Annotated in this window: 20 protein-coding genes; 18 read left to right on the top strand and 2 right to left on the bottom strand. The window is 38.1% G+C overall.

Going from position 1 to position 18,288, the window contains the following annotated elements:
• Positions 1-6 precede the first annotated feature (6 nt).
• The 6 genes from D7D53_RS08675 (at position 7) to D7D53_RS08650 (ending at position 6,279) form a co-directional block, all read left to right on the top strand.
• Positions 7-672, top strand: coding sequence for a potassium channel family protein (locus D7D53_RS08675; RefSeq protein WP_120770712.1), 666 nt, complete (start codon positions 7-9; stop codon positions 670-672).
• Positions 673-850: 178 nt separating this feature from the next.
• Positions 851-1,867 carry a glycosyltransferase family 2 protein gene (locus D7D53_RS08670; protein ID WP_120770711.1) on the top strand — a complete coding sequence of 339 codons (1,017 nt, stop codon included), beginning with the start codon at positions 851-853 and terminating at the stop codon, positions 1,865-1,867.
• Between the two features lie 115 nt (positions 1,868-1,982).
• On the top strand, positions 1,983-3,800 hold the full coding sequence (locus D7D53_RS08665; protein ID WP_120770710.1) for an SSURE domain-containing protein: 1,818 nt from the start codon (positions 1,983-1,985) through the stop codon (positions 3,798-3,800).
• Positions 3,801-3,923: 123 nt separating this feature from the next.
• The gene (locus D7D53_RS08660; protein WP_000520654.1) at positions 3,924-4,619 is read left to right on the top strand and encodes a response regulator transcription factor; all 696 of its coding nucleotides are present in this window, start codon (positions 3,924-3,926) and stop codon (positions 4,617-4,619) included.
• Positions 4,619-5,671 (top strand): sensor histidine kinase, encoded by a 1,053-nt coding sequence (locus D7D53_RS08655; protein ID WP_000769779.1) that lies wholly within the window; start codon positions 4,619-4,621, stop codon positions 5,669-5,671. The genes D7D53_RS08660 and D7D53_RS08655 overlap by 1 nt, the downstream gene beginning before the upstream one ends.
• Positions 5,672-5,769: 98 nt before the next feature.
• On the top strand, positions 5,770-6,279 hold the full coding sequence (locus D7D53_RS08650) for a modification methylase Sau96I (RefSeq protein ID WP_120770709.1): 510 nt from the start codon (positions 5,770-5,772) through the stop codon (positions 6,277-6,279).
• A gap of 317 nt (positions 6,280-6,596) precedes the next feature.
• Here the strand turns inward: D7D53_RS08650 and D7D53_RS10020 are convergent, their stop codons facing one another.
• The gene (locus tag D7D53_RS10020; RefSeq protein WP_162927895.1) at positions 6,597-6,836 is read right to left on the bottom strand and encodes a hypothetical protein; all 240 of its coding nucleotides are present in this window, start codon (positions 6,834-6,836) and stop codon (positions 6,597-6,599) included.
• Between the two features lie 422 nt (positions 6,837-7,258).
• On the opposite strand from D7D53_RS10020, the gene D7D53_RS08640 reads away from it, so the two are divergent.
• The 12 genes from D7D53_RS08640 (at position 7,259) to rpsD (ending at position 16,967) form a co-directional block, all read left to right on the top strand.
• Entirely contained in the window at positions 7,259-8,752 is a 1,494-nt protein-coding gene (locus tag D7D53_RS08640; RefSeq protein WP_120770708.1) for a primase C-terminal domain-containing protein, read from the top strand.
• A 65-nt stretch (positions 8,753-8,817) separates the two neighbouring features.
• Positions 8,818-9,366 carry a hypothetical protein gene (locus D7D53_RS08635; RefSeq protein WP_120770707.1) on the top strand — a complete coding sequence of 183 codons (549 nt, stop codon included), beginning with the start codon at positions 8,818-8,820 and terminating at the stop codon, positions 9,364-9,366.
• Positions 9,359-9,562, top strand: a complete 204-nt coding sequence (locus D7D53_RS08630) for a hypothetical protein (protein ID WP_038804259.1) — start codon at positions 9,359-9,361, stop codon at positions 9,560-9,562. The genes D7D53_RS08635 and D7D53_RS08630 overlap by 8 nt, the downstream gene beginning before the upstream one ends.
• Positions 9,549-9,911 (top strand): hypothetical protein, encoded by a 363-nt coding sequence (locus D7D53_RS08625; RefSeq protein WP_120770706.1) that lies wholly within the window; start codon positions 9,549-9,551, stop codon positions 9,909-9,911. The genes D7D53_RS08630 and D7D53_RS08625 overlap by 14 nt, the downstream gene beginning before the upstream one ends.
• Positions 9,912-9,930: 19 nt before the next feature.
• Complete coding sequence (locus tag D7D53_RS08620; RefSeq protein WP_038804257.1) at positions 9,931-10,173, top strand: hypothetical protein; 243 nt, start codon at positions 9,931-9,933, stop codon at positions 10,171-10,173.
• A gap of 314 nt (positions 10,174-10,487) precedes the next feature.
• On the top strand, positions 10,488-10,928 hold the full coding sequence (locus D7D53_RS08615) for a hypothetical protein (RefSeq protein WP_120770705.1): 441 nt from the start codon (positions 10,488-10,490) through the stop codon (positions 10,926-10,928).
• 16 nt (positions 10,929-10,944) lie between these two features.
• Positions 10,945-11,280, top strand: a complete 336-nt coding sequence (locus D7D53_RS08610; protein WP_120770704.1) for a hypothetical protein — start codon at positions 10,945-10,947, stop codon at positions 11,278-11,280.
• The gene (locus tag D7D53_RS08605) at positions 11,273-11,584 is read left to right on the top strand and encodes a hypothetical protein (protein ID WP_038804255.1); all 312 of its coding nucleotides are present in this window, start codon (positions 11,273-11,275) and stop codon (positions 11,582-11,584) included. Before D7D53_RS08610 ends, D7D53_RS08605 begins: the two co-directional genes overlap by 8 nt.
• 59 nt (positions 11,585-11,643) lie before the next feature.
• Positions 11,644-12,120, top strand: coding sequence for a hypothetical protein (locus tag D7D53_RS08600; protein WP_120770703.1), 477 nt, complete (start codon positions 11,644-11,646; stop codon positions 12,118-12,120).
• A 209-nt stretch (positions 12,121-12,329) separates the two neighbouring features.
• Positions 12,330-14,378 carry a pLS20_p028 family conjugation system transmembrane protein gene (locus tag D7D53_RS08595; protein WP_120770702.1) on the top strand — a complete coding sequence of 683 codons (2,049 nt, stop codon included), beginning with the start codon at positions 12,330-12,332 and terminating at the stop codon, positions 14,376-14,378.
• A 187-nt stretch (positions 14,379-14,565) separates the two neighbouring features.
• Positions 14,566-15,876 carry an ISLre2 family transposase gene (locus D7D53_RS08590; protein ID WP_120770701.1) on the top strand — a complete coding sequence of 437 codons (1,311 nt, stop codon included), beginning with the start codon at positions 14,566-14,568 and terminating at the stop codon, positions 15,874-15,876.
• A gap of 479 nt (positions 15,877-16,355) precedes the next feature.
• Positions 16,356-16,967, top strand: coding sequence for a 30S ribosomal protein S4 (gene rpsD / locus D7D53_RS08585; RefSeq protein WP_000092756.1), 612 nt, complete (start codon positions 16,356-16,358; stop codon positions 16,965-16,967).
• Positions 16,968-17,005: 38 nt separating this feature from the next.
• Here rpsD and D7D53_RS08580 read toward each other — a convergent pair whose 3' ends face one another.
• Complete coding sequence (locus tag D7D53_RS08580; RefSeq protein WP_120770310.1) at positions 17,006-18,262, bottom strand: ISL3 family transposase; 1,257 nt, start codon at positions 18,260-18,262, stop codon at positions 17,006-17,008.
• Positions 18,263-18,288: the final 26 nt, after the last annotated feature.

Below are 18,288 nucleotides of genomic sequence, written 5' to 3'. Positions count from 1 at the left end.
AGAACTATGTCAGATCGTACGATTGGAATTTTAGGTTTGGGGATTTTCGGGAGTAGTGTCCTGACGGCCCTAGCCAAGCAAGATATGAATATCATTGCCATCGATGACCACGCCGAGCGTATCAATCAATTTGAGCCTGTTTTGGCGCGTGGAGTTGTGGGCGATATTACAGATGAGGAACTCCTCAGAACCGCTGGTATTGATACCTGTGATACAGTTGTAGTCGCGACAGGGGAAAATCTAGAGTCGAGTGTGCTTGCAGTCATGCACTGTAAGAGTTTGGGGGTACCAAGGGTTATTGCCAAGGTCAAAAGCCAGACAGCTAAGAAGGTGCTGGAAAAAATCGGTGCCGACTCGGTGATCTCGCCTGAGTATGAAATGGGGCAGTCCCTAGCGCAGACCATTCTCTTTCATAACAATGTTGATGTCTTTCAGTTGGATAAAAATGTGTCTATCGTAGAGATGAAAATTCCGAGTGTTTGGGCAGGTCAAAGTTTGAGCCAGCTGGATTTACGTGGCAAATATAACCTCAATGTCCTAGGATTTCGTGAACAAGAAAATTTACCACTGGATGTCCAGTTTGGTCCTAATGACCTCTTGAAAGCAGATGCCTATATCTTGGCGGTCATTAACAACCAATATCTAGATGACTTGGCAGAATTAAATTCGTAAGGAGGGGATTTCCCTCTTTTTTTATGTCCAAGGTAGCAGATAGAGAGAAAGCTGTATCCCAAATGAGACCAGAACACCTTGTATTCCAGTAAAAGTCCTTCAAAAACGGGACTTTATGGTAAAATAAAGAGAAGTGACAAGAGAGAGTAAGAAAATCAGTCCCCTAAAGGAGTAGATCATGAAGTTATTGTCTATCGCCATCCCTAGCTATAATGCTGCAGCCTATCTTCATTATTGTGTGGAGTCGCTAGTGATTGGTGGTGAGCAAGTTGAGATTTTGATTATCAATGATGGGTCCCAGGACCAGACTCAGGAAATAGCTGAGCGTTTAGTTAGCAAGTATCCTAGCATCGTTAGAGGCATCTATCAGGAAAATAAAGGCCATGGCGGTGCGGTCAATCGCGGCTTGGCGGAGGCTTCTGGACGTTATTTTAAAGTAGTTGACAGTGATGACTGGGTAGATCCTCGTGCTTACCTAAAAATTCTTGAAACCTTGCAGGAACTAGAGAGCCAGGGGCAGGAAGTGGATGCCTTTGTTACTAATTTTGTCTATGAAAAGGAAGGCCAGTCTCGTAAGAAGAGTATGAGTTACGAGTCGGTCTTGCCTGTCCAGCAGATTTTTGGCTGGGACCAAGTTGGAAATTTCTCAAAAGGCCAGTATATTATGATGCACTCGCTGATTTATCGGACAGATTTGTTGCGAGCTAGCAAGTTCCAACTGCCTGAGCATACCTTTTATGTTGATAATCTCTTTGTCTTTACCCCCCTTCAGCAGGTCAAGACCATGTACTATCTGCCTGTCGATTTCTATCGTTATTTGATTGGGCGTGAGGACCAGTCTGTCAATGAGCAAGTGATGATTAAGCGCATTGACCAGCAACTTAAGGTCAATCGACTCTTGGTAGACCAGCTTGATTTGTCCAAAGTGAGTCACCCAAAAATGCGAGAATATCTTTTGAATCATATTGAGATTACGACGGTGATTTCCAGTGCCCTCCTCAACCGAGCTGGAACAGCGGAGCATCTGGCAAAAAAACGTGAGCTATGGACCTATATTCAGCAGGAAAATCCAGAGGTCTTTCAGGCTATCCGTAAGACCATGTTGAGTCGTTTGACCAAACATTCAGTCTTGCCAGCCCGCAAACTTTCCGATGTCGTCTATCAAATCACCAAATCCGTTTATGGATTTAATTAATATAAGTATTTTATAAGAGGGATTTAAGAAAAATTTTAACTTTTTCTTAATCCTTTTTAATTTTAGGAGATTATACTAGAGTCATCAAATAAAGAAAAACTCTAAGGAGAATCCTATGAAATTCAATCCAAATCAAAGATATACTCGTTGGTCTATTCGCCGTCTTAGTGTCGGTGTTGCCTCAGTTGTTGTAGCCAGTGGCTTTTTTGTCCTAGTTGGTCAACCAAGTTCTGTACGTGCTGATGTGGTCAATCCAACCCCTGCTCAAGTTGTGTCAGATGATACTTCGGTGAGTGAAAAGAGCGACTTACCAGTAGAAGTTCTCAAAACAGCAGTCGATACAGCTCTTCCTTCAGAACAGGCAGACTCAACACCTAAAGCAAGCTTGGATACTGCAAGCTCTCCAGAAAAAGCAGATGCAGGTGCTAAAGAGCCAGTAGTAGCACCAAAAGAAGAAGTGCAAGCAAAACCAGAATCTAAGAAAGAAACAGAAGATGCGGTTAAACCTGTGGAAAGTCCTGCAGCTACAGTTTCTGGACAAGACCGTGAAGCAAGTGAAGCTCAACCAGCAACCACTCCAGCTGAAGTCCAAAAAGGTGTGGCTGACAATACTAAAGACACAGTAGATGTCCCAGCTACTTACTTGGATAAAGCCAACTTCCCAGGCCCATTCACAGCCGGTGTCAATCAAGTTATTCCATACGAATTCTTCGCTGGTGACGGTATGTTGACTCGCCTTATCCTGAAAGCCTCAGACAAGGCTCCATGGTCAGACAACGGTTCAGCTAAAAATCCTGCTCTTCCACCAGTAGAAAAATTGGGCAAAGGCCTTTACTTCTATGAAGTGGACTTGGCAGGTACCCAAGGCAAATCTGACAAAGAGCTTCTAGACCTCTTGAAACAAAACGGCACTCAAAGCTATAAAGCCACCATCAAGGTTTACGGTGCTAAAGATGGCAAGGCAGATTTGACCAACCTTGTAGCGACTAAAGATTTGGATGTCAACTTGAATGGCTTGACTTCCCCAGCTGAAGTCCAAAAAGGTGTGGCTGACAATACTAAAGACACAGTAGATGTCCCAGCTACTTACTTGGATAAAGCCAACTTCCCAGGCCCATTCACAGCCGGTGTCAATCAAGTTATTCCATACGAATTCTTCGCAGGTGACGGTATGTTAACTCGTCTTATCTTGAAAGCTTCCGATAAGGCTCCATGGTCAGACAATGGCTCAGCTAAAAACCCCGCCCTTCCACCAGTAGAGAAATTGGGCAAAGGCCTTTACTTCTATGAAGTGGATTTGGCCGGTACTCAAGGTAAATCAGACAAAGAGCTTCTTGACCTCTTGAAACAAAATGGCACTCAAAGCTATAAAGCTACTATCAAAGTGTACGGTGCCAAAGATGGCAAGGCAGACTTGAGCAACCTTGTAGCGACAAAAGATTTGACAGTGAACTTGCATGGACATCAGTCTCTGATTCCGATGCAGTCAGGTTTCGTCCCATCTTCTAATGGTTCAGCTATGCCGGCTCCAATGATGAATAGTCATCAAGATGCATCTAAGATGAACGCTCAAATGCCTAGTGCCAATCAAGATGAGATGAAATCTAAAATGCCAGCTGCTAGTCAGGATAAGATGATGCCTAACAAAGAGCAGGACAAAACCATGAATGCTAGCCAGCCTATGGCAACACCAAGCATGAAACAAGATCAAGCTCCAGCAGCCTCAAGCAAAATGTCTGATGAAGGCAAGATGGTATCTAATAACAAGGTATCAAGTCCAATGATGGCTGATCAAATGAAAGACCAAAAAGACATGCTTCCATATACTGGTGAAGCCCAAACATCAATGGCTACTCTTGGATTCTTTGGATTAGCCTTGGCCGGACTTCTAGGTGGACTCGGTTTGAAAGCTAAAAAAGAAGAAAATGACTAGTCTAGCTACAGACTTTCTATCTAGGATATGAAAAATCCAGATATCGTTTAGAATGTTCGTAAAGAGATTAAAATAGTGTTATACTATTGTGGTATAGCACTGTTTTTTTCAAAGGAGAGACAGATGGGAAAGACAATTTTACTCGTTGACGACGAGGTAGAAATCACAGATATTCATCAACGTTATCTGGTTCAGGCAGGATATCAGGTTTTGGTGGCCCATGATGGAGTAGAGGCCTTAGAAATCTTCAAGAGAAAACCAATTGATTTGATTATTACAGATATCATGATGCCTCGGATGGATGGTTATGATTTGATTAGCGAAGTTCAGTATCAATCTCCGGATCAGCCTTTTCTCTTTATCACGGCTAAGACCAGTGAGCAGGACAAGATTTACGGCTTGAGCTTAGGGGCAGATGACTTTATTGCCAAGCCCTTTAGTCCTCGTGAGCTGGTTTTGCGTGTCCACAATATCTTGCGTCGCCTTCATCGTGGAGGTGAGACAGAAGTCGTCAGTCTCGGGAATTTACGGATGAATCATGGTAGCCATGAGGTCCAAGTTGGAGATGTGGCGCTTGATTTGACCGTCAAATCCTTCGAACTTCTATGGCTTTTAGCCAGCAATCCAGAGCGGGTTTTCTCTAAGACAGACCTCTATGAAAAGGTCTGGCAAGAAGACTATGTGGATGACACCAATACCTTGAATGTTCATATTCATGCTCTTCGACAGGAGTTGGCTAAACATGCTAGTTCAGAAACACCCACCATCAAAACCGTCTGGGGCTTGGGCTACAAAATTGAGAAAGCACGAGGTAGTTAATGAAATTAAAAAGTTATATTTTAGTGGGGTATGTCATTTCAACACTCCTAACGATTATCGTGGTTTTTTGGGCCATCCAGCGAATGCTAATTGAAGAAAGAGAAATTTATTTCCTAGTGGGTATGACTCTAGTGGCTAGTTTTATCGGTGCTGGGATTAGTCTCTTTCTCCTATCGCCGGTCTTTACTTCATTGGGCAAACTCAAGGAACATGCCAAGAGAGTAGCGGACAAGGATTTCCCTGCAAATCTGGAGGTTCAAGGCCCTGTAGAATTTCAACAATTAGGCCAAGCTTTCAATGAAATGTCCCATGATTTGCAGGCGACATTTGATTCCTTGGAAGAAAGCGAACGAGAAAAGGGCTTGATGATTGCTCAACTTTCGCATGATATCAAGACCCCCATCACTTCGATCCAAGCGACGGTAGAAGGGATTTTGGATGGGGTTATCAAGGAAGGAGAACAGGACCATTATCTAGCAACCATTGGGCGCCAGACTGAAAGACTCAATAAACTGGTTGAGGAGTTGAATTTTTTGACCCTAAACACAGCTAGAAATCAGGTCGAAACGACCAGCAAAGACAGCATTTTTCTGGACCAGCTCTTGATTGAGTGCATGAGTGAATTTCAGTTCTTGATTGAGCAGGAAGAGCGAGATGTCCATTTGCAGGTAATTCCTGAGTCTGCACGGATTGAGGGAGATTATGCCAAACTTTCTCGTATCTTGGTGAATCTGGTCAATAATGCTTTTAAATACTCAGCTCCAGGAACCAAGCTGGAAGTGGTGGCCAAGCTGGAAAATAACCAGCTTTCAATCAGTGTGACGGATGAGGGACAGGGGATTGCCCCAGAGGATTTGGAGAATATTTTCAAACGCCTTTATCGTGTAGAAACTTCGCGTAACATGAAAACAGGTGGTCATGGCTTAGGACTTGCTATTGCGCGTGAATTGGCTCATCAATTGGGTGGAGAAATCACAGTTACCAGCCAGTACGGCCTCGGAAGCACCTTTACCCTCCTTCTCAATCTCTCTGGCAATGAAAATAAAGCTTAGTAAGTGGTAAGAGTTTTTAGATTGAATCAAATTTTCCTGTGAGGGAGAACAGAAATGTTCTCTCTCTTTTTTATTTGCTGAGAAATGGGGGATTTGATATGGAACGAGTAGGACGTCAGGAATTACTAGAACAATTATTAAATTATGAACCATTAGGATTTATTGATCCATTCTCAGATCTTGGGGAGTTTGATTCTCTCCAGAAGAAATTTAAACAACCCGTAAAGGACTTAGTGAATCGATATTCAGGACAACCTTACAGCTTGGCCTGGCAACATAAAATTATGGAAATGCGGAAGTTGTTTATTGCCTATCAGATAGCACTAAATGAAGAAGATAAGCAGATTAATTTTCAACGAAGAACAAGAAGCGAAGAGTCCAAAGAACATGCTAATGCTATTGTCACAACCTATTTGAAACTGGGCTTTAGTTTTAAAGAGATTGAGAAGCGTGTTTCTTTATCTTACAAACAACTTCGTAGAGGCTGGAGAAGAAGTGACCATGTAATGACAAGTAGTCCTGAATTTTATAGCAAGGGGGACTTATCTGAAGGTTGCTGTTTACCGAGTAAAAAGCTACCTAAAAGTATGAGAATCAATGAGGAGTAATTATCGTGAAAGAAGCAGTATTAACGAAAGCTATTTGTCAAAAATGCGGATGCACGTGGGAAACACCCTGTATTGATGAAAAATGGGGTTGCTGCTGGTGGATGGACCATGATGAGACTATCTGTAGTCATTGTTTTTGGAACTTAAATGAAGAGGTGAAATGATGGGGAAACTAGAAAATTCAATCAGTATGATTTTGATTATGGGACTACTTTTAATCAGGTTAAATAGAATTAGAAACCATAAAGCGGACTACCTATCAGGTAAACGAGTTGGATATTTTCAGTCTCCAAAATTAGATTATTGGAATGATTTAGTCACGACAATTTTTGGCATAATTCTATCAGCCATTCTACTTGGAATTTCGCTATTCCTTCAGCTATCCAATTAGTCTGTAAAGTAAATGAAATTGCTATAAAAACAAAAAGAGATATAATTTCCCATTTATTATACCGTTTAAAATTTTTAGTCATTTCTTTACATAGATGAATAAAATTATTTTTTATAAATGCAAAAATAGCGATAAAGAAAATAAATACAATAAGATCATTTTCCATAGGTGGAAGTATTATTTTTCTGGAGTGGAAACAGATGAATAAATAAATATATTGTATAAAGTCATTGGTGTCCCATACGAGACGTTGGATTGAAGGGTTAATATCTATGAAATTTTGTAAAACTTCAATGAAAAAGAATGAGACCAATATAACTATGTATAGATGCATGAATAGATGTAATGAAAATATTGGTAAAGATATGTTTTGTAATAGAAAGTCAAGTAAATCATCAATCGTTTTATGGATAAAGAGATAGGTTAGAAGTAAAAAAAGTAGATAATGATTTATTTTATAAAGATTGTTGAGACTGGATTTGATAAGTTCGAACATAGTAAATACCTTTCTTCTTTTGTTAATCAATTATATTATAACTGACTTTTTAATAAAAAGATATGTCATCAAACAGCAATATTAGGAGAAGTATGAAGTTACAAGAATGCTTTAGCTTAATCACAAAAGACGGATTAAGAACACAAAAATTTAAGAATAGCCATCTACAGCTCATCTCTTCAGCAGAAGAAGGAAGACGAGGCTCTGTATTTGCTTATCGTTCAAAAGCAAATATGGTGAAGGCACGTGGTGTTGTTTTAACCTCTGTCGAATCATTGCTGGAGAATCAGGATCAGTTTACACACTGGACTCCTAATGTGTATTGCTACGGAAGCTATAGCGATGCTGGTCGACGGATTACACGTGGCCACTCTGAAGATAATCTTAGACAGATTAACACATTCTACATTGACTTTGATATTACCTCTTCAGCTGAAGAAATGACGACAGGAGATATTTTAACTGCTTCCTTGGATCTAGGTTTTATGCCGACGTTGATTCTAAAATCTGATAAAGGATTTCAAGCCTATTTTGTCCTTTCAGAATCAGCCTATGTTACAGCTCATTCCCAATTTCGAGTGGTGAAGGTGGCCAAAGCTATCTCTCAAAATTTGAGAAAATACTTTGCTCAAACTTTACCAGTAGATATGACTTGTAACCATTTTGGGATTGCTCGGATTCCTCGAACTGATAATGTCGAATTCTTTGAAGCTGACTATACCTATTCCTTCAAGGAGTGGTTAGATTGGTCGATGAAGCAATCAGAACTTCCTTTCCAAAGTAAAAAGCCCAATTTGACGGTTATTTCAGGATCTAAAGGGGTGAAACAGATTGATGAACCCTGGTATCAATTGCTGATGAGAGAGGGGAATATCAAAGGTGGAAAAGCTTTGATGGGAAGAAACAACGTTCTTTTCACGCTAGCTTTAGCCAACTTCTCTTCAGGAATCGATCAGGAAGAATGTGAGGAGGTTCTTTCTAGTTTTAATGCGAATCTAGACGAACCACTCTCTTCAGCTGAATATCATAAAATTATCACAAGCGCCTACTCAGGAAAATATGAAGCTGCTAGTCGTGACTATGTGATGACTTTATGTAAAGCATGGGTCAATCAGGAACTCAAGGCTTCAGATCTCTTTGTGAAGCAACGTTGGTACAAGTTTAAGAAGAAACGTGCTGACAGAAAGAATAGTCATTATTCCGAGTGGGAAGAAGATCTTATGTTTTACATTACAAAGAGAACGAATCAAGATCAAACTATTTTAAAAGTGACACAAAAAGACTTACAGATTGCTCTTGGAATTGCCAGTTCTAGCTTAAAAATCGTTCTACGTAGACTGGTAGAGAAGCATAAAATTTTTTTACAAGTTAAAAAAGGGCGAGGAGGGGGATTAATATTAGCCTCTATTCGAATGATAATCTTAACGGCTATGCAAAAGAAACAAGATGCTAAAAAGGCCTATTTAGATACCATTACGCATCTTTTGAAGATACCTAGAAAGATTATCAACCAAACTATTTATCATGTACAGGAGGGCTTAAAACATGTCATACAAGGAGAATTATTTGAGGAGGATGTGGGATAAAAGTAGGAAAAAATTTAATAGCCAGACTGCCATTACATTATATCTATGATACTGGAGGGAAAAGAATGAATGAAAAAAAGTGTCGTCGATGGACACAAGAAGAAATAGACTATGTAAGAATGTTTGCAGAAGATCCTGATGGCGACAATTGTATTACCGTAGCGATGTATCTAGGAAGAACTGCATCTGCAGTTAGAGGAAAAGTTCATCAATTGAGAAAAGAGGGAACTCAAACTAAACTATTGGATAAATGGTCCGACTGGGAAATTAATGCTTTAAAAAGAATGAGTGGGAAAATGACTGTGAAAGAACAAGCTAGGTTACTTGGTCGTTCTTATCATTCTGTGTGTCATAAAAGGAGTGATTTAGGGATACCTAATGTGCCTAGTCAGTATGGGAAAGAGATTAGAAAGTTGGCGCATCAAGGTTTATTTAGGAAAGAAATTGCAAGGAAATTGAGATTGAACTACTCTTCGCTTTGTCATTATATTACACGTGAGGGAATTCCTTGTGTGGTGGATGAAGAGGGGCGTTTACAAGGTATAACAGACAAGATAAAGTATCATAATCAATTGATGTCTTGGGCATTTTATAAGGAGGGTAAAAATGGATAAATGGCTAATCTTCAGTTTTTATAATGGTGATTTTATTCGTCACGATGATGTGATAGTAGTATTTGAAACAAAAGGTCTAGCTCGTCAATTTTTAGATCATTATCAGAAGCCCAAACAAAAAGAGACGGCGACTAACTATAAATACTACGATGCACCATTTCGATTTGTGAAGGAGGGGGATTATGGAGTGTTGTAAAATTATTCGAGGTTATTATTTGACTGGATTAGGACAGGAAGAATTGGCTTATTATTTCAAGGTGACGGAGGAACAATTTGAGGATTTAAATTTAAAAGTTGGCGATATTCTGATAACTTTTTATCAGAATCAGGAAGTAATAACGAGTATTCCTGCTTTAGTAAGAGTAGCGTCATTGATAACTGATAAAACAATTGTAACTCAATATCTGAATTCTGAAAAAATAGATGGTTTTCCAATGTTGCCAATTGTTGAGAAGTATAAAAATTTTGATCCGATAGTTTTTAAACATATTATGGAAATGTATCAAAATATGAAAGAAGAAATCACACAGTTGAAATTAAAATAAAAAAATAAAGGAGAGAAAAATGGAATTAATTTTTAGAATTTTTGAAGCACTATTGTATAGTTTTGTAATGACACTCCTAGCATGGCTTTTAATTTATCCAATCTGTTACATACAGCTTCAATCATCTTCAAAGAAAAATAAAGTCAGGTTGTTTCCAGCTTCAGTTGCGGGTGTAATTTTATTCTTGTCTATTGCTCCTAAACGAGTCACAATCCTATCCGTAGAAGAGAGAAAACAACTTAAAAAGAATATAAAAAAGTAATAAAATTAGGCAGTTTAGAACAATATATTTTACAGAAATTAGGAGAAAAGTTGATGTTTATAAGTGTGTTTTAGTGTGTGTATGATGTGGGAGGGGGCAATTTGTAAGTATGTAAAAGTAGGCGAAGCCGAGAAAATTGGGGACACTAGAAACGTTGATACTATCAACTTATCACAGGATGTGGTAACAGTTTCCCTTATGCTCTTTTATTAGGTATAGGAGAGGAAAAAGGTAGGCAATTTGCCTAGTCAAAATATGGTCAAATTTACCCCTGCTTCACTCTATCAAAAATTAATTTGGAAAATGGTGTGTTTATGGATAATTGGAAAACGATGTTAGAAGTTGCGAAAGAGTTGGGGATTACAAAAAGTTTAGTTAGATATCACCGTCAAAAATTGGAGGATATTGATATCAAAAAACAAGGTGGTGTAACATACATTTCCCCTCAGGGTGTTATGAAAATAAAGAGCTTTTTACGGTCAACGGATTACGATGAAAGCTTTGAAACAATAGTTAAAAATCAACTCAGTTTGATTCAAGAATTATTAATGAGTCGGACAGAGTTGTATAGAGAAAATACTAGAGATACTATTGAACAATTTCGAGAATTTTTAATTCGTTCACCAGATAGTTTAAAAGTTTTACATGAATTGGAGGAACGGTCAAAAGGAACGCCAGAGAATGAGTTTTATTTCCTACTTGCAGATTATATTGAATTGAAAAGTAAGAGGCATTATGATTTTTTGGTGGAGTAGAAAGGATGGATAATAAATGACTAACGGAAAACGAAGTGAGTTGAAAATTCGTGGATTAACTCAACTGGAAATTGATTATTTAAAATCACTTGCTAAAAAGAAAAAAGCAAAATCTTTTAATGAGTTTTTACTTCAGATTTTGCGTGAAAAAATTGAATTTGGGAGATTCAATAGAGCTCAAGAATTATATGTAGCTCATTTGGAAAATATGAAATTAGCTTCAGACCATATTCAAAACCAAGTTCAAAAACAAACAGAACAATTAGATAGTTTCAACGAAAAGATCCATTGTTATGGCGATCATATTTCACGTTGGCTAGAGTATGAAGGGGAGGTAGAATGTGATGACTAAAGATTTACTTATTCGCAATATACCAGAAGATATGTTTATTCAGCTACATATGATGAAAAAGGAACAAAATTTTCCTTCTTTCAATGCGTTTATGTTAGCTCAGCTGGAAAAAATTTGTCAATTAGATGGCTTGAATTTATATGACAATGCCTTTTCTAAGAGTTTGACTGAAATTAAGGAACAGCAGAACAAAATTTTAGAGTTATTAATAAAAAATGAGATAACTATTTTGGGAGTTAGTGGGAAACAAGAAATAGTCGAAGAGCTGACAGTTAGCTGGTTAAATCGTGTTATGAAGGAGTGATTTTAGTCTAAAAGTTTGGTATAATAAAGCAAGTAAAACAGGAATAAAGGAGATCATCTATGATGAAACAGAAATTGATGCTTATTTTAGGAGTTCTTGGCCTCTGTATTGCTATCTTAACAGCTTGTTCAGGTGGTAAAACTTCAAAAAATGCAGACGGCACACCTAGCACCCTAAAAAGTCGTTATTTGGGGTATTATCGTTCTGATACAGATAATGCAACATATTTTGATGAAACCACTAATGAGTTTGATTTTGATGTGAATAAGAGTACGATTTCAGACGGAACTGAAATTGAATCTCATATCAAAACATATCAAGTATTGTCTGAGGATGAGCTAGCTTCTAACTTTAAAGGTCCGGCTGAAAAAAATAAAGCAGAATCTAATTCAAATGATACAATTTTTTATATTCAGATCAAGGGGAGTGATCAATCTATTTACCAAGTAAAACTAAGTGATGGTGGGAAAAAGATTAAAATTATATCGTTAGGAGATGGTTGGGATCAGTTTGTTTTTACTGGTGTAGCGAAATAATAGCCATTTAGAGGCGAGAAAAACTCAATTCCACGAAAATAAACCGTAACTTTTTTTCATGATAAATCGCATAGTATCAAGTATTCAAAAAAATTGATACTATGCGATTTTATGTTTTTAGTCCTTATTGATCGCTCTTTTTTGAGGTTTGTCCCTTTACTACAAACTTTTTTATTATTCTTTATGATAGTAATAAAAAGGAGATAGTAATGAAGTATAGTACTTTTTCAGATTTGATAGGAAGTTTCTCAACACATAATGATTTACATGATAAGATTCCAATAACAGATGAACGTTCGGCTCCTTTAGTTGAATTTTATAAGTATTGGAGCAATTACCTGGAACCAACACCAGCTTATTTAGCGTTTTTATCTAGTTTATGGGGTTCTTTGGCTAAAGGCCTGTATTTTATAACTGCTAGTCTAGAACATGTTTTTAACAATTTATTTAAGCTTTTTGGACTTTTCGGATATCTGGGGGATCAGAAGACAGTCATTGGTCAATTTTTTTACTGGTTTCAGGTAATTGGAACTTCTCTGTTTGCCTTAATACTCGTTGTATCAGCTGTTACAGGAGTTTTTACAAAACCAGTTAAATATAAAAATGTAATCTTAAATTTTTTGATGGTGACCCTAGTATCTTCAGCTTTACCGTTGGCTTTAACGACAATATCTACGGCCATTTCTGAAGATGTGCAGAGTGTTCAGAAAGTAGAGAGTGCCTCAGGAGACAATTCAAAGTATTTCTCTTCTCTAGCTATTCAACCTATGAAAAATAATGTTGTAGATTTGAAAGTTTTAATTGATAAGGATTTTTCAACAGAACTTTTCCCAATGGATGACTATGGCTTTATTAAACCTATTCAGGAAGGTTCGACTCCTCTTAATAATATTACAGATAGTCCAGATAAACGTGATACCTCTGATTTTGCTTCACGAATTGATTTTAGTGCCACATTTGGAGCGACTGATACAGTTCTATTAGATGCTCTTGAGGCAAAACAAAAGGGATTAAAAGGACTCTTTCTTCATCAATTAAATGCAACTCAAAATGGCATTCTAGCTGTTGATGAACATCGCATTGTAAAGGGGTTAAATGCTTTTGAACCAGTATATATGCGTTATAAAGTCAATTGGATTGGGATGTTTGCTCAGTATTTTATTTTGATTATTCTTTTAACGAGTATGGCCATTAAACTCGTAAAATCTATTTTTGATATTCTTATTGAAGCACTTATTTCACCTCTAGTCGGTTATACTTCACTTTCTAACTCTAAAAAATATAAGGAATTATTAAGAACAATTGGCGGTGCTGGAGCAGGTATCTTTTTTGAGGTGATCATTATGCGTGTAACGCTTGAGATTTTCCGAGATTTACCAGTTCTATCTGTCTCAGCTGTAGCGAAGCTTTCTGGAGGGTTCTTTGAAGGCCTTAATAGTTGGGAACAAATGATAGCAGCCTGTGTAGTTTATGTTGGAGTATTCTTTGCATCCATGCAAGGAGTGGCCATGATTGAGCGTTGGCTTGGAGTTTCGACAGGTCACAGTGAAACAGCTCAACAATTGCTTGGGGCTATGATGATGGGCAATGCCTTTGCGGCTGGAGCAGGTGGTGTCTTTAATGGGGGTATGGCACTTGGTCAATTTGGTATGGATATGGCACAAAAAGCTCCAGATGCCTTATCTAAAGGAAGCCAGATCCTAGGGAATAGCCTTGCCAGAACTGGAGGTGGTATTCAAGGTGCTTGGAACTCTGTAAAAGACCAGGGCTTGATGAATGCGGCCAAAGGTGGTGTAAGCAATATGGTTGATTTGGCAGAATGGAAAACTTTTGAAGCCATGCAAAATACGAAAGGGGCAGTAGGCAACGTTTTAGATAAGCTGGATGATAAGGCTGTCTCTGCTCAAAATGCGACCTATAACGCTCTGAAAAATGATGCTGTTCCTGGAATTGGTCAGCCTGGCCCAATTGATATTCCTGAACCTCCAATCGATCCAGGAACAACGGATGCACCTATTGTCGATCCAACTTCTTCAGCTGAAGGAATGGAGTCCCCAATTCAAGATCCAAATCCACCTGCAGAGGCACCAGTTTCAGAATCGACACAACCATCAGCACAGCCTGATCCTTCTCAACAAAAATTTCAACAGAGCATGAATCAAATGAATTACATGAACCAACAAATGCAACAAGCAGGACAGCGTATGCAGGGAGGACGTCATATCACTGGCGCTGAGAGTGAAGAAGATGATAATTAATGTTGACGTTTTTTTGAAAAAATGGCAAACTACTAACATTGTATTTGTTTGTTAGATTTAATAGTTTGTACCTATATCTTTAACTCCTGATTTATATCAGGAGTTTTTTGTAGAATTAAAATAAATTTGCCTAAAGTTCTACCTGACTTGTACAATAGCTCTATTGTACTAAAGGAGGTTGTGGCAGGTGCTAGATGAACGTTTATTCAAGGAGAATTTATTAGAGAGTAGCGGTAAAGATTTTTTAAATTGGATAAAATCTTATGATGATTCACAAGTGCCTATCATGAAGCGAAGAGGTTATACCTGTATTCATTCAATGGAGCGAACAGTAGCTTTTACATTTGGGGAATTTACTTTTAGGAGAAGGCGTTGGAAAAAAGGAGATAACTGGATAATTCCTGTTGATGATAAATTGGGTTTAGAGAGAAATACTAGATATTCCAGAGAATTTATGTACCAAATAGCTAAATTATCTACTATGATGTCTTATGGAAAAGTGATACAAGTGATTGAAATGACTTATAATATTGTAATTACAAAACCTACAGTCGTTAAGGCAGTTAAACTATGCGCTGATTTGTTGAAGAAACAGGAAAGTTACCAGTCTTATCAAGAATCAAACGAAATAAAAGAGAAAGTAGATGTCATCTACGTAGAGGGAGATGGTGTAATGGTAAAATCAAGTGATAAAAATCTAAATAATCGCCGTATAGATCTTTCTCATTTTGTCGTACATACAGGAAGCAAAAAGATAGGGAGTAAGAGATTTGAACTGCAAAACAAAAAGGAATTTATTTCACCCAAAAATCGTTTAGTGAGAGAGCAGGTAATAGACTATTTAACTAATACTTTCGAGATTAGTAAAGAAACTATTTTTGTCACTAATTCAGATGGAGGGCATGGCTATACACCGTATGTCTTTAAAGAAATGGCAAAGATACTCAGAGTAAGTCGCCATGAGCATTTTTGGGACGAATATCATCTTAATCATAGTTTAAAGAGCTTTTTCAATTCTTATCCATCAGAGCTTTTAGAAAAAGCATTTCAAGCGATTCAAAGGCATGATAAAAGTTTATTACGTAGTGTTTTAGATACGACAGAGGCTTTAATAGAGAATCAGGAAGAGATAGAACAGTTCTATAAATTTAAACGGCGCCTTCTTCAAAATTTTCAATATACCAAGCCTGCAGAATTGAGAGGCCTTTCGCATTCTGGAATAGGTATAATGGAAAGTCAGCATCGTAAAATTACTTACCGTATGAAGAGAGGTGGAAAATATTGGACAGAAAAAGGAGCAGAAGCAATGAGTAAAATGATACTCTTGGCTGATAAAGACGAACTTCGGGAATTATTATTGGGGTCTTGGATTGTTGACTATGATCAAATTCAAGAGCAAAGAGGGCTATCTGGTGGGGAGGTTAGACGCTTAGAGTCCAAAAAAACAAGTCAATATATGCCAACTGGGAAAATTACCTGGAAGAAATTTAAACCCTGATATTTAGAAATAGTTGCACCAGGGGATGAAACGTGCTATAATGATATCAAATTTAAGCAAATAAAAAAGCCGTAAGGACTGCAATCCTTACGGCACCGAGTAAGTAAAAACCGAAAGAAGAAATTTTATTTCCCCAACTTACTCAGTCTACATACTCTATGTTAAAGCATAATGAGCAGAATGTCAAGACTGGGACAAGGGAAATCCTAGTTTTTTTCTTGCTTGGGGGTCTCTCTCATAGGGTTTGAGGTTTTCTAAAAAATTTTACCACTTACTAAAGCTTAAAACCCCTTTACAAATCTAGCCATTCATGGTAAAATGGATTTTGTGTGAAATATCAGCAGGAAAGCATGAAGCTCGTCAACAGGTGTCTTATGATAAGTAACCTTGGCTGTTTAGGCGAAGGGCATCTGCACGAATCAGGGCTTTCTAAGTGACTATTTCCACCGAAATATTATTTATATCAGGAGGGCATTCACATGTCACGTTATACAGGACCATCTTGGAAACAAGCTCGTCGCCTTGGCCTTTCACTTACAGGTACAGGTAAAGAATTGGCACGTCGTAACTACGTACCAGGACAACACGGACCAAACAACCGTTCTAAATTGTCAGAATACGGTTTGCAATTGGCTGAAAAACAAAAACTTCGTTTCACTTACGGTGTAGGTGAAAAACAATTCCGTAACTTGTTCGTACAAGCTACAAAAATCAAAGGCGGAATCCTAGGTTTCAACTTCATGCTTCTTTTGGAACGCCGTTTGGATAACGTTGTTTACCGTCTTGGTCTTGCGACTACTCGTCGTCAAGCTCGTCAATTCGTAAACCACGGTCACATCCTTGTTGACGGAAAACGCGTTGATATCCCATCATACCGCGTAACTCCAGGTCAAGTGATCTCAGTTCGTGAGAAATCATTGAAAGTTCCAGCAATCCTTGAAGCAGTAGAAGCTACCCTTGGACGTCCAGCATTCGTATCATTCGACGCTGAAAAATTGGAAGGTTCATTGACTCGCTTACCAGAACGCGACGAAATCAACCCAGAAATCAACGAAGCACTTGTCGTTGAATTCTACAACAAAATGCTTTAATTTTGGCTCTTTGTCAACTGTAGTGGGTTGAAGAAAAGCTAAGATCGAGAAAGGACACATTTCGTCCTTTCTTTTTTGATATTGAGAGCGATAAAAATCCGTTTTTTGAAGTTTTCAAAGTTCCGAAAACCAAAGGCATTTCGCTTGATAAGTTTGATGAGATTATTGGTCGCTTCCAATTTGGCGTTGGAATAGGGTAGTTGAAGGGCGTTGACAATCTTTTCTTTATCCTTGAGGAAGGTTTTAAAGACAGTCTGAAAAAGAGGATGAACCTGCTTTAGATTGTCCTCAATAAGTCCGAAGAATTTGTCAGGTTCCTCGTTCTGAAAGTGAAAAAGTAAGAGTTGATAGAGATTGTAGTGGTGTTTCAACTCTTCTGAATAGCTCAAAAGCTTGTCTAGAATTTCTTTATTTGTTAAGTGCATGCGAAAAGTAGGGCGATAAAAACGTTTATCACTCAGTTTACGACTATCCTGTTGAATGAGCTTCCAGTAACGTTTGATGGTCTTATATTCATGAGATTTTCGCTCAAATTGATTCATGATTTGGACACGGACACGACTCATAGCACGGCTGAGATGTTGGACAATGTGAAAGCGGTCGAGAACGATTTTAGCGTTAGGAAAAAGTTTCCTGGCAATATCGTAGTAGGGGCTAAACATATCCATCGTAATGATTTTCACCTGACAACGAACGGCTCTATCGTAGCGCAGAAAGTGATTTCGGATGATAGCTTGTGTTCTACCTTCAAGAACGGTGATAATGTTGAGATTATCAAAGTCTTGTGCAATGAAACTCATTTTTCCCTTGGTAAAGGCATACTCGTCCCAGGACATAATCTCAGGAAGTTGGCTAAAGTTATGCTTAAAGTGAAAATCATTCAGTTTACGAATGACAGTTGAAGTTGAAATGGAAAGCTGATGGGCAATGTCAGTCATAGAAGTCTTTTCAATTAACTTTTGCGCAATTTTTTGGTTGATAATACGAGGGATTTGATGATTTTTCTTGACGATAGAAGTCTCAGCGACCATCATTTTAGAGCAATGATAGCACTTGAAACGACGCTTTTTAAGGAGGATTCTGGTAGGCATACCAGTTGTTTCAAGGTAAGGAATTTTCGATGGTTTTTGGAAGTCATATTTCTTCATTTGACTTCCGCAATCAGGGCAAGATGGTGCCTCATAATCTAGTTTAGCGATGATTTCTTTGTGAGTATCCCTATTGATGATATCCATAAATTGGACATTAGGGTCTTTGATATCGAGTAGTTTTGTGATAAAATGTAATTGTTCCATATGAATCTTTCTAATGAGTTGTTTGG

It is taken from the genome of Streptococcus gwangjuense, from assembly GCF_003627155.1.
GTDB lineage: Bacteria > Bacillota > Bacilli > Lactobacillales > Streptococcaceae > Streptococcus > Streptococcus gwangjuensis.
Note: the sequence above shows the minus strand (reverse complement) of the source record. Positions and strands in the feature narration are given on the sequence as shown.

Coding starts and splice junctions, on each gene's coding strand:
- D7D53_RS08675 (WP_120770712.1), top strand. CDS start 7: ATGTCAGATCGTACGATTGGAATTTTAGGTTTGGGGATTTTCGGGAGT.
- D7D53_RS08670 (WP_120770711.1), top strand. CDS start 851: ATGAAGTTATTGTCTATCGCCATCCCTAGCTATAATGCTGCAGCCTAT.
- D7D53_RS08665 (WP_120770710.1), top strand. CDS start 1,983: ATGAAATTCAATCCAAATCAAAGATATACTCGTTGGTCTATTCGCCGT.
- D7D53_RS08660 (WP_000520654.1), top strand. CDS start 3,924: ATGGGAAAGACAATTTTACTCGTTGACGACGAGGTAGAAATCACAGAT.
- D7D53_RS08655 (WP_000769779.1), top strand. CDS start 4,619: ATGAAATTAAAAAGTTATATTTTAGTGGGGTATGTCATTTCAACACTC.
- D7D53_RS08650 (WP_120770709.1), top strand. CDS start 5,770: ATGGAACGAGTAGGACGTCAGGAATTACTAGAACAATTATTAAATTAT.
- D7D53_RS10020 (WP_162927895.1), bottom strand. CDS start 6,836: ATGGAAAATGATCTTATTGTATTTATTTTCTTTATCGCTATTTTTGCA.
- D7D53_RS08640 (WP_120770708.1), top strand. CDS start 7,259: ATGAAGTTACAAGAATGCTTTAGCTTAATCACAAAAGACGGATTAAGA.
- D7D53_RS08635 (WP_120770707.1), top strand. CDS start 8,818: ATGAATGAAAAAAAGTGTCGTCGATGGACACAAGAAGAAATAGACTAT.
- D7D53_RS08630 (WP_038804259.1), top strand. CDS start 9,359: ATGGATAAATGGCTAATCTTCAGTTTTTATAATGGTGATTTTATTCGT.
- D7D53_RS08625 (WP_120770706.1), top strand. CDS start 9,549: ATGGAGTGTTGTAAAATTATTCGAGGTTATTATTTGACTGGATTAGGA.
- D7D53_RS08620 (WP_038804257.1), top strand. CDS start 9,931: ATGGAATTAATTTTTAGAATTTTTGAAGCACTATTGTATAGTTTTGTA.
- D7D53_RS08615 (WP_120770705.1), top strand. CDS start 10,488: ATGGATAATTGGAAAACGATGTTAGAAGTTGCGAAAGAGTTGGGGATT.
- D7D53_RS08610 (WP_120770704.1), top strand. CDS start 10,945: ATGACTAACGGAAAACGAAGTGAGTTGAAAATTCGTGGATTAACTCAA.
- D7D53_RS08605 (WP_038804255.1), top strand. CDS start 11,273: ATGACTAAAGATTTACTTATTCGCAATATACCAGAAGATATGTTTATT.
- D7D53_RS08600 (WP_120770703.1), top strand. CDS start 11,644: ATGATGAAACAGAAATTGATGCTTATTTTAGGAGTTCTTGGCCTCTGT.
- D7D53_RS08595 (WP_120770702.1), top strand. CDS start 12,330: ATGAAGTATAGTACTTTTTCAGATTTGATAGGAAGTTTCTCAACACAT.
- rpsD (WP_000092756.1), top strand. CDS start 16,356: ATGTCACGTTATACAGGACCATCTTGGAAACAAGCTCGTCGCCTTGGC.
- D7D53_RS08580 (WP_120770310.1), bottom strand. CDS start 18,262: ATGGAACAATTACATTTTATCACAAAACTACTCGATATCAAAGACCCT.